The sequence below is a fragment of the Kitasatospora sp. NPDC101176 genome, assembly GCF_044768035.1.
In the GTDB taxonomy this organism is placed as follows: Bacteria; Actinomycetota; Actinomycetes; order Streptomycetales; family Streptomycetaceae; genus Kitasatospora.
The window spans coordinates 1-9887 of the sequence record NZ_JBIWPA010000057.1 but is presented as its reverse complement, the minus strand read 5'-3'; the positions used below and the strand labels follow the sequence as shown (position 1 = coordinate 9887).

General features: G+C 77.2%; 3 protein-coding genes and 1 pseudogene. All 4 read right to left on the bottom strand.

The genetic code is table 11. From position 1 onward, the window contains the following. On the bottom strand, positions 1–1256 hold a 1256-nt coding region (locus ACIRS1_RS38285; RefSeq protein WP_402847291.1), incomplete at its 3' end, for an FAD-dependent oxidoreductase. Then, positions 1253–2743, bottom strand: a complete 1491-nt coding sequence (locus ACIRS1_RS38280; protein WP_402847290.1) for an FAD-dependent monooxygenase — start codon at positions 2741–2743, stop codon at positions 1253–1255. The genes ACIRS1_RS38285 and ACIRS1_RS38280, both read right to left, overlap by 4 nt. A gap of 139 nt (positions 2744–2882) precedes the next feature. Then, positions 2883–6332, bottom strand: a pseudogene (locus ACIRS1_RS38275) (type I polyketide synthase); the annotation flags it as partial. Between the two features lie 55 nt (positions 6333–6387). Beyond that, positions 6388–9887 (bottom strand): SDR family NAD(P)-dependent oxidoreductase (locus ACIRS1_RS38270; RefSeq protein ID WP_402847289.1); only part of this gene is annotated, 3500 nt, incomplete at its 5' end.

The window sequence follows — 9887 nt, the reverse complement described above, 5'->3', positions numbered from 1 at the left end:
CGTTCGGTGAGGTTGACCGGGCCGTCGGGGGTGGTGAGTTCGAGGTCGGGGGCGAGCAGTCCGAGCAGGGGGTGGGGTTCGCCGGCGCCTTCGGGCAGCGGGATGTCGTACCGGGTGCCGACCCCGCCCGCCAGGTCCACCAGGAAGCGGTTCGGGCCGTCGAAGGCCACCACCTCGCGCAGGATTTCCCGCAGCGGACCGATCCGCTCCACCGGGTGCAGCAGCGCGGTCTGCGCCCGGGTGGCCCGCAGGGCGGCCCGGCCGGCCCGGTGGCGCTCGTCGTGGTAGCTGTCCAGCAGCCCCGGCGGCGCCGTGCCGCGCGCCGTGGCGGCCAGCTTCCAGCCCAGGTTCAGCGCGTCCTCCAGCGCGGTGCTCAGCGCCAGCCCGCCCAGCGGGTAGTGGACGTGGGCGGCGTCGCCGGCCAGCAGCACCCGGCCGTCGCGGTAGCGCTCGGCCTGGTGCGCGGCGTCGTCGAAGCGGCCCGACCAGAGCGGCTCCAGCGGGCCGAGGTCGAGGTCGGCGATCCGCAGCACGGCCTTGGCCAGCTCCTCGCCGGTGACCGGCGCGGAGGCGTCCTCCCGGGGCGGGCGGCCGAACTCGGTGGTGATCAGCCGCAGCCGGTCGGGCCCGACCGGCGCTCCCATGAACAGCCCCCGCTCGAAGTGGCGGGCGCCGAACACCTCCGGCGGCACCGCCGCGAAGTCCACCCGGATGTCGGCGACCAGGCCGGTGGACCCGGCGGCCTCGCCCGGGAACGGGATGCCGGCCAGGGTGCGGACGGCGCTGCGCGGGCCGTCCGCACCGACCACGTGGGACGCGGCCAGCTCGTACCCGCCGTCCGGACCGGTGACCTCGACGAGGACCCGGTCCGCGTGCTGGGTCAGCCCGGTGACCCGGTGTCCGCGCCGGATCTCCACCCCGGCGCCCAGGGACGCCTCGATCCGCTCCTCCACCCGGGCTTGTGGCAGCAGGTGCGGGTAGCGGGCTTGGCCGCCGGCCCGGTCCGGGTCCAGCCACAGCAGCGAGAAGTGCACCTGCGGCAGGGCCAGGGCCTGGGGGCGCAGCTCGGCGTAGAGGCCGCGGCGCTCCAGCGCTCCGACGGCCGCGGTGTTCAGCGCGACCCCGGCGGCGGTCCGGCCACCCGGCGCGGACCGCTCCAGCACCACCACCGGCACACCGGCGCGGTCGAGTTCGGCGGCCGTGAAGAGTCCGGTGATCCCGGCGCCGGCGATCACCACCGGCAGGGCGGCCGTCATGCGGCACCGCCGGCGGTCGAGGGGGCGCCGAACCAGGTGGTGAGGGCGTGGTGGAGGGTGGTGGGGTGGTCGGTGGCGGCGGCGATGTGGCCGTCGGGGCGGATGAGGAGGGTGGTGGTGTCGAGGTCGGGGTGGGGTGCGGCGGTGAGGGTGTCGAGGCGGTCGTTCCAGCCGGTGGTGTCGGGCGGCTGGGTGGTGCCGTCGGTGAGGTGGAGGAGGAGGCCGCGGCCGGGGTGGAGGCGTTCGGTGAGGTTGACCGGGCCGTCGGGGGTGGTGAGTTCGAGGTCGGGGGCGAGCAGTCCGAGCAGGGGGTGGGGTTCGCCGGCGCCTTCGGGTAGCGGGATGTCGTACCGGGTGCCGACGCCGGTCACCAGGTGCAGCAGGAAGTCGTTGACCTCCGGGAACTTCACCAGCTCGGCGAAGATCTCGCGAAGCGGGGTGATCTTCTCCAACGGGTAGAGCAGCGACACCTGGGCCTGGGTGTTCACGCAGACCCGGCGGCCCACCGGCCGGCGCTCCGCCTCGTAGCTGTCCAGCAGGCCCTCGGACGCCCGGCCCTGGACCGCCGCCGCGAGCTTCCAGCCCAGGTTGAACGCGTCCTGCAGACCGGTGTTCAGCCCCTGCCCGCCGATCGGGTAGTGGACGTGCGCGGCGTCGCCGGCCAGCAGCACCCGGCCGTCGCGGTAGTGGTCGGCCAGCCGGGTGGAGTTGCCGAACCGGGAGAGCCAGGTGGTCTCCTCGAAGTCGGGCGCGGTGCCCGTCACCCGCTTGATCGCCTCGCGCAGCTCGTCGTCGCTCACCGGGACGTCGTCGCCCGGCCGCTCCTGGTCGAACTCCGTGGTCATCAGGCGCAGCTTGCGGCCGTTCTCGATCGGCACGGTGGCCATCCAGCCGCCCGGGTGGAGCTCGGCCGAGTAGGCGACGGTCTCGCCCTCCCGGACGACGACGTCCCCGAGCACGCCGTAGAACGCCGACCCGGAGCCGGGGAAGCCGATCCCGGCCAGCTTGCGCACCCTGCTGTGGCCGCCGTCCGCGCCGACCAGGTAGGCCGCGTCCAGCCGGTACGGCCCGTCCGGCCCGGTGACCTCGACGGCCACGCCGTCCGCGTCCTGGGTGAAGCCGGTCAGCTCGTGGCCGCGCCGGATCTCCGCGCCCAGTTCGCGCGCCCAGCCCTCCAGCGCGTGCTCGGTGCGCCACTGCGGGACGGCGAGGGTGTAGTCCTCCTTCGGGCCCTCCGGGCGCTTCAGCCAGAACAGGCCGAAGTGCATCGCAGGCCACGCCTCGGTCTCCGGGGTGCGGAACCGGTCGACGATGCCGCGCTGGTTCAGGATCTCGATGCTGCGCACGTGCAGTCCGAGGCCCCGGGACTCGCCGCTCGGCTCCGGCAGCCGCTCCAGCACGACGGTGTCGACGCCGGCCAGCCGCAGTTCGGCGGCGAGCAGCAGTCCGGTCGGTCCGGCGCCTGCGATGACGACCCTCTGGCTCACGGGCGGGGCTCCTTCGTTCAGGTGGAGTCCCCCGGGTGCGCCGCAGCGGCGCGCCGAAACGGGGGAGGGGGAGGCACCGCGGACGTGCGGTGCCTCCCCCGAGCCTCGACCGAGCGGCCAAACCGGGCCTTTGCGGCGGCTAAACTCCGGCCGGCTCCCCCGCGCCCGCCGCCGCCCCCGAGCAGACCGCCGCCGCCGGCGGCTCGGAGACCGCTCCGCCGAGGCTCTCCCAGGGCAGCAGCCGGAGCAGCTCCCTGGCCAGCGCGGTCGGGTTCGGGTGGTCGTAGGCGAGGGCCGCGGGAAGGTCGGTGTCCAGCAGCCCGGCCAGTCTGGTCCGCAGCTCCAGGGCGGTGAAGGAGGTGAAGCCCGCCTCCAGGAAGGGCTCGGCGAGGCCCAGCTCCTCCGGGGAGTCGTGGCCCAGCACCGTCGCCGCGTGCAGCCGCACCAGGGCGACGAGTGCCTCCTCGCGCTTGGCCGGGGCGAGCCCGGCCAGGTCCGCGCGCAGCCGCCCGCCCGCGTCCTCGCCGGCGGGCTCGGCGGGCTCCCCGCCGAGCGGGTCGGCTGGCGGGGCCGCCGCCGGGGTGGCGACGCGCCGCCGCCAGGCCGCCAGCTCCGGCAGGACGGCGGCCAGCCGCGCGACCAGGGCCTCGTCGGCCCCGTCGGCCGGGGCGCCGTCCCGGGCCGGGGTGTCCGGGCTCTCCACCGGGCCCTCCGTGCCCGGGGTGCCCCCGGTGCCGAGCAGCTCGGCGAGCGCCGGCGCGCCCGCCTCCACGGCGGCCCAGAACCGCTCCTCGGCCGGGGCCGGCGCCTGGGCGGGAACGGCGTCCAGCCAGTACGTCCGGCGCTGGAAGGGGTAGCTCGGCAGGTCGGCGAGCGGCGCCGGGCCCGGCCCGTGGACGGCCGCCCAGTCCACCGCGGCCCCGCCGACGTGCAGCCGCGCCACCGCACCGAGCAGCGCCGCCCGCTCCGGGCGCTCCCGGCGCAGCAGCGGGACGACCTCGGCGCCCGGCCGGTCGGCGGCCAGCGCCTCCTGGACCAGCGGCGCGAGCACCGCGTCCGGCCCGACCTCGACGAACCGGCCGACGCCCTCGGCCACCAGGGTGCGCAGCCCGTCGTGGAACCGGACGGCCTCGCGCACGTGCCGCACCCAGTAGTCGGGCGAGGCGAGCAGCTCGGGCTCGGCCAGCGCCCCGGTCAGGTTGGAGACCAGCGGGATGCGCGGCGCCGCGTACGCCAGCCCCTCCGCGACCCTCGCGAACTCGTCCAGGACCGGGTCCATCAGGGGCGAGTGGAAGGCGTGGCTGACCTGGAGCCGGCGGGTCCGGCGCCCCAGCTCCCGCCACCGCTCGGCGATCTCGGTGACGGCCCGCTCCTCACCGGAGATCACCGTCGAGGCCGGGCCGTTGACGGCGGCGATCGCCACGCGGTCCCGGTAGCCGGCCAGCGAGGCGAGCACCTGGCGCTCCGGCGCGCGGACCGAGACCATCGCCCCGCCCGCAGGCAGCGCCTCCATCAGCCGGGCCCGGGCGGCGACCAGCGCGGCCGCGTCCTCCAGGGTCAGGACGCCCGCCGCGTGGGCGGCCGTGAACTCCCCGACGGAGTGCCCGCCGACCAGCTCGGGTCGCACGCCCCAGGACTGCAGCAACCGGAACAGGGCGGTGCCGACGGCGAACAGGGTGGGCTGCGTCCAGACCGTGCGGTGCACCAGATCGGCGTCCCGGCTGCCCGGCTCCGCGAACACCACCTCGCGCAGCGGCCGCCCCAGGTGCGGGGCGAGCGCCGCGTCCACCGCGTCGAAGGCCTCCGCGTACGCGGGGAAGGTCTCGTACAGCTCCCGGCCCATCGCCGGGCGCTGGCTGCCCTGCCCGGAGAACAGGAAGGCCGTCCGGCCGGGGACCGGGCCCTTCGCGCCCGCCCGCAGCAGCGCGGGCGCGTCGCCGCCGCGGGCCAGCGCGGCCAGCGCCTCCAGCCGGGCGGCCGGGTCGGCCGAGACCACCGCGGCCCGGTGCGCCAGCGGCGCGCGGGCGGTCGCCAGGGTGCGGGCGACGGCGGCCGGGTCGGCCGGTGCGCCGGTGCCGAGGCGGGTGTGCAGTCGCTCGGCCTGGGCGCGCAGCGCGGTCGGGGAGTGGGCGGAGAGCAGCCAGACCTGGGGGCCGTCCTCCCCGGCCGCGGGTGCGGCGGTCCCCGTGGGCTCGGCGGGTTCCGCGGGTTCGGTGGCGGGGGCCTGTTCGAGGATCAGGTGGGCGTTGGTGCCGCTGATGCCGAAGGAGGAGACGGCGGCACGGCGGGGCCGTCCGGTCTCCGGCCAGGGGCGGTGCCCGGTGAGCAGCTCGGCCCGCCCGGCCGTCCAGTCCACGTGCGGGGACGGCGCGTCCACGTGCAGGGTGCGCGGCAGCTCGCCGTGCCGGAAGGCCTCGATCATCTTGATCACCCCGGCGACGCCGGCCGCGGCCTGGGTGTGCCCGAGGTTGGACTTGACCGAGCCCAGCAGCACCGGCAGCTCACGGTCCTGCCCGTAGGTGGCCAGGATCGCCTGCGCCTCGATCGGGTCGCCGAGTGTGGTGCCCGTCCCGTGCGCCTCCACCACGTCGACGTCCGCCGCGGTCAGCCCGGCGTTGGCCAGCGCGGCCCGGATCACCCGCTGCTGCGCCGGACCGTTGGGGGCGGTGAGACCGTTGCTGGCGCCGTCCTGGTTGACGGCGGAGCCGCGCAGCACCGCCAGCACCGGGTGCCCGTTGCGCCGTGCGTCCGACAGCCGTTCCAGCACCAGCAGGCCCGCGCCCTCACCCCAGCCGGTGCCGTCCGCGGCGGCCGCGAACGGCTTGCACCGCCCGTCCGGCGCCAGGCCGCGCTGGTGGCTGAACTCGGTGAACACCCCCGGCGTCGCCATCACCGTCGCCCCGCCCGCCAGCGCCAGCGCGGACTCCCCCGAGCGCAGCGACTGCGCCGCCAGGTGGACCGCCACCAGCGAGGAGGAACACGCCGTGTCCACCGTCACCGCCGGGCCCTCCAGGCCCAGCGTGTAGGCGATCCGACCGGTCGCCACACTGCTGGCACTGCCGTTGCCGATCCACCCCTCGAAGCCCTCCGGCACCGCCGGGTACAGCCGCGCCCCGTAGTCGTCGTACATCACCCCGGCGAACACGCCGGTCCGCGAACCGCGCAGCGACGAGGGCGCGATGCCCGCCCGCTCCAGCGCCTCCCAGGCCAGCTCCAGCAACAGCCGCTGCTGAGGGTCGGTGGCCAGCGCCTCGCGCGGGCTGATCCCGAAGAACGCCGCGTCGAAGTCTCCCGCGTCGTACAGGAACCCGCCCTCGCGGGCGTACGCGGTGCCCCGGTGGTCCGGGTCCGGGTGGTACAGGTTGGCGGTGTCCCAGCCGCGCCCCTCCGGGAACGGGCCGATCGCGTCCACGCCGTCCGCGACCAGGCGCCACAGCTCCTCCGGCGAGGCCACCCCACCGGGGAAGCGGCAGGCCGCCGCCACCACGGCGATCGGCTCGCTGCGCTCCGCCTCCAGGTCCGCGACCCGTCGGCGGGTGCGGTGCAGGTCCTCGGTGACCCACTTCAGGTAGTCGACCAGCTTCTGCTGGTCCGGCTGCCGGCTGTCCGTCATCGCTTCGTCGCCTCTTCCGTTCCGTCAGGGCTCAGTGATCCGCCGGGCCGGAGCGGCCGAGCGTGGTGTCGATGAACGCCATCAGCCCGTCCAGATCCGCGTCCCGGATCGACGCGCTGACCGCCTCCTGGTCCTCCGGGCCCCCGGCCGGTGCCGCCGCGCCCCACCGGCCGCGCAGCGCCTCCAGCCGCACGGCGACCCTTCCCAGGCCCGCCTCGTCCAGCCCGGCCGCGGCCAACGCGGCGTCCAGGCGGTCGAGCTCCGCGAGCAGCCGGTCCGCCTCGGCCCCCGGCCGGGGCTCGGCCGCGGCCCGCAGGAAACCGGCCAGCGCACCGGACGACGGATGGTCGAAGACCAGGGTCACCGGCAGCCGCAGGCCCGTCGCCGCGCCCAGCCGGTTGCGGAGCTCCACCGCCGTCAGCGAGTCGAAGCCCAGCTCCTTGAACGAGCGCTCGACCGGTACCGCCGACGGGTCGGCGTGACCGAGCACCACTGCGACCTCCCCGCGCACCAGCCGCAGCACCACGGCGTCCCGCTCCTCGGCGGGGACCGCGGCCAGCCGCTCGGCCAGTGACCGCCCGCCGTCGGAGCCGCCCGCAGGCCGCCCGGCCGTCCGCACCAGCTCCCGGAACACCGGCGGCACCGCCCCGGCCGACCGCAGGCCCGCCGGGTGCAGGGTGGCCGCCAGCAGCAGCGGCTCCGGGGAGGCCAGCGCCAGGTCCAGCAGCTCCAGGCCCAGCGCCGACGGGATCGCCGCGAAGCCGCTGCGGGCGATCCGCGCGTGGTCCGCCGCCGTCAGGTGCTCCGTCAGACCGCCGCCGTCCGCCCAGCGGCCCCAGGCCACCGAGACCGCCGGCAGCCCGAGCGCGTGCCGGTGCTGCGCCAGCGCGTCCAGGAAGGTGTTCGCCGCGGCGTAGTTGGCCTGGCCCGGCGCGCCCGCCAGCCCGGCCGCCGAGGAGAACAGCACGAAGGCCGCCAGGCCCAGGCCGGCCGTCAGCTCGTGCAGGTGCCAGGCCGCGTCCGCCTTGGGCCGCAGCACGGCCGAGAGCCGCTCGGCGGTCAGCGACTCCAGCGTTCCGTCGTCCAGTGCGCCCGCCGAGTGCACCACGGCGGTCAGCGGGTGCTCCGGCGGCACGGCGGCCAGCAGCTCCCGCAGCGCCTCGCGGTCCGCCGCGTCGCAGGCCGCGATCCGCACCCTGGCGCCGAGCGCCGACAGCTCCTCGGCGAGCTCGGCGGCCCCCGGGGCGTCCGGGCCGCTGCGCCCGGTCAGCAGCAGGTGGCGCACGCCGTGGCGGACCACCAGGTGCCGGGCCACCAGGCGGCCGAGCAGGCCCGTCCCGCCGGTGATCAGCACCGTGCCCTCGGGGTCGAGGGCGGCGGGCGCCCCGCCGGCCGCCCCGCCGTCCGCCGCCCGGGCCAGCCGCGGCACCAGGGCCGCGCCGTCGCGCACCGCCAGCTGCGGCTCCCCGGCGGACAGCGCCGCGGCGAGGGCGGTCGGCAGGGCGCGCACCGAGGAGGGCAGGCCGTCGAGGTCGGCCACCGCGAACCGGCCCGGGTGCTCGTTGACGGCGCTGCGCAGCAGGCCCCAGAGCGGGGAGTCGGCCAGCGCGATCCGGTGCTGCCCGCCAGTGGCCACCGCGTCGGTGGTCACGGCGACCAGGACGGCGTCACCGGTCCAGTCCTGCCCGGCCCACTCGGCGGCCGTCGCCAGCGCCCGCCGGGCACCCGCGTGGGCGGCAGGCAGCGGCGAGGAGCCGTCCCCGGGGGTTGTTCCGCCGAGCGGAGTGAGAAAGGCGGCCGGCAGCGGGGCGCCGCCGGCGGTGGCGGCCCGGGCGGCCGCGAGGTCGGGGTGGCGCACGGTCGTGACGCCCGCCTCGGCCAGCGCCTCGGCGAGGCCGGGGACCTCCGCGCCGATCAGGGCCCACGGGCGGTCGGCGGCGGAGACAGGGCCGACCGGCAGCGCGGTCCACCCGAGCCGGAACAGCGCGTCTCCTGCACGCCCCACCGCACGGGCCAGCTGGGCGTGCGAGATCCGCCGGAACTCCAGCCGGGCCACCGCACCCAGCTCGGTGCCGGTCCCGTCCAGGAACACCACCGAGGCGGCCTCGCCGTCCAGCCGGGAGACCCGCACCCGCAGCGCCCGCGGCGTGGTGGCCCGCAGTGTGACGCCGTGCCAGGCGAAGGGCAGCCGCACACCGTCCGCGTCGCCGTCCGGCTCCCCGGCCGCCGCCAGCACCAGGACGTGCAGGGCCGCGTCCAGCAGCGCCGGGTGAGCGGCGAAGCCGCCCGGATCGGCGTCCAGCCTGACCTCGGCGTACAGCTCGTCGCCCTGCTGCCAGGCCGCGGTCAGTCCCTGGAAGGCCGGCCCGTAGACGTAGCCCCGGGCAGCCAGCAGCTCGTAGTGGCCGGTCAGGTCGAGCGGCTCCGCGCCCGGCGGTGGCCAGACCCCGGCCGGTGCGGCGGGGCCGTCCTTGGCGGGCCGCTCCTCGGCGGGCCGGTCCTCGGCGGGCCGGCCGAGCAGGCCGGAGGCGTGCCTGGTCCACTCGGCGGGTTCCGCGCCCTGCGGGCGCTGCGGCCGGGAGTGCACGCCGACCGGGCGCTGCCCCGTGCCGTCCGGCGGGCCGACCCGTAGCTGCAGCTGCAGCGTCTCGCCCGGGCCGACCGGCACCGGCGCCTCCAGGGCGAGTTCGGCCAGCTCCGGCAGGCCGACCGCCGCGCCCGCGTGCAGCGCCGCCTCGACCAGCGCGGTGCCCGGCAGCAGCACCGCGTCCAGCACCGCGTGGTCGGCGAGCCAGGGCTGCTCGGCGACCGACAGCCGCCCGGTCAGCACCAGGGTGCCGTCCTCGGCGACGGGCAGCGCGCCGGTGAACAGCGGGTGCCCGCTCGGCTCCAGCCCGGGCCCGCCGCTGCCGCCCCCGGCCGGCACCTGGAGCCAGTGCCGGGTGCGCTGGAAGGGGTAGGTGGGCAGGTCGGTGTGGGTGGGGGTGCGGTCGTGGGTGGTCCAGCGGGTGAGGGGGGCGCCGGTGGTCCAGGCGGTGGCGAGGGCGGTGAGGAACTGGGCGTGGTCGTCCTGGTCCCGGCGCAGCGTGCCGTGCACCGCGGTGCCGTCCGCCCCCAGGTCGTCCAGGGTCTGCTGGAGGGCGTAGGTCAGCACCGGGTGCGGGCTGACCTCGATGAAGTGGGTGTGCCGGTCGCGGTGGAGCCTGGTCACCGTCTCGTGCAGCCGGACGGTCTGGCGCAGGTTGCGGTACCAGTAGTCGGCGGTCAGCTCCGTGGTGTCGATGGGCTCGGCGGTGACGGTCGAGTAGAAGGGCACCGTCGCCGGACGCGGCTTGATGTGGGCGAGGAGTTGGGTGAGGTGGTGGTGGAGGGGTTCGACGTGGTGGCTGTGGGAGGCGTAGTCGACGGGGATGCGGCGGGCGTTGATGCCGGTGGCGGTGTAGTGGTGGTGGAGGGTGTCGAGTTGGGTGGCGTCGCCGCTGATGACGGTGGTGGTGGGGCCGTTGGTGGCGGCGATGGCGAGGCCGGGGG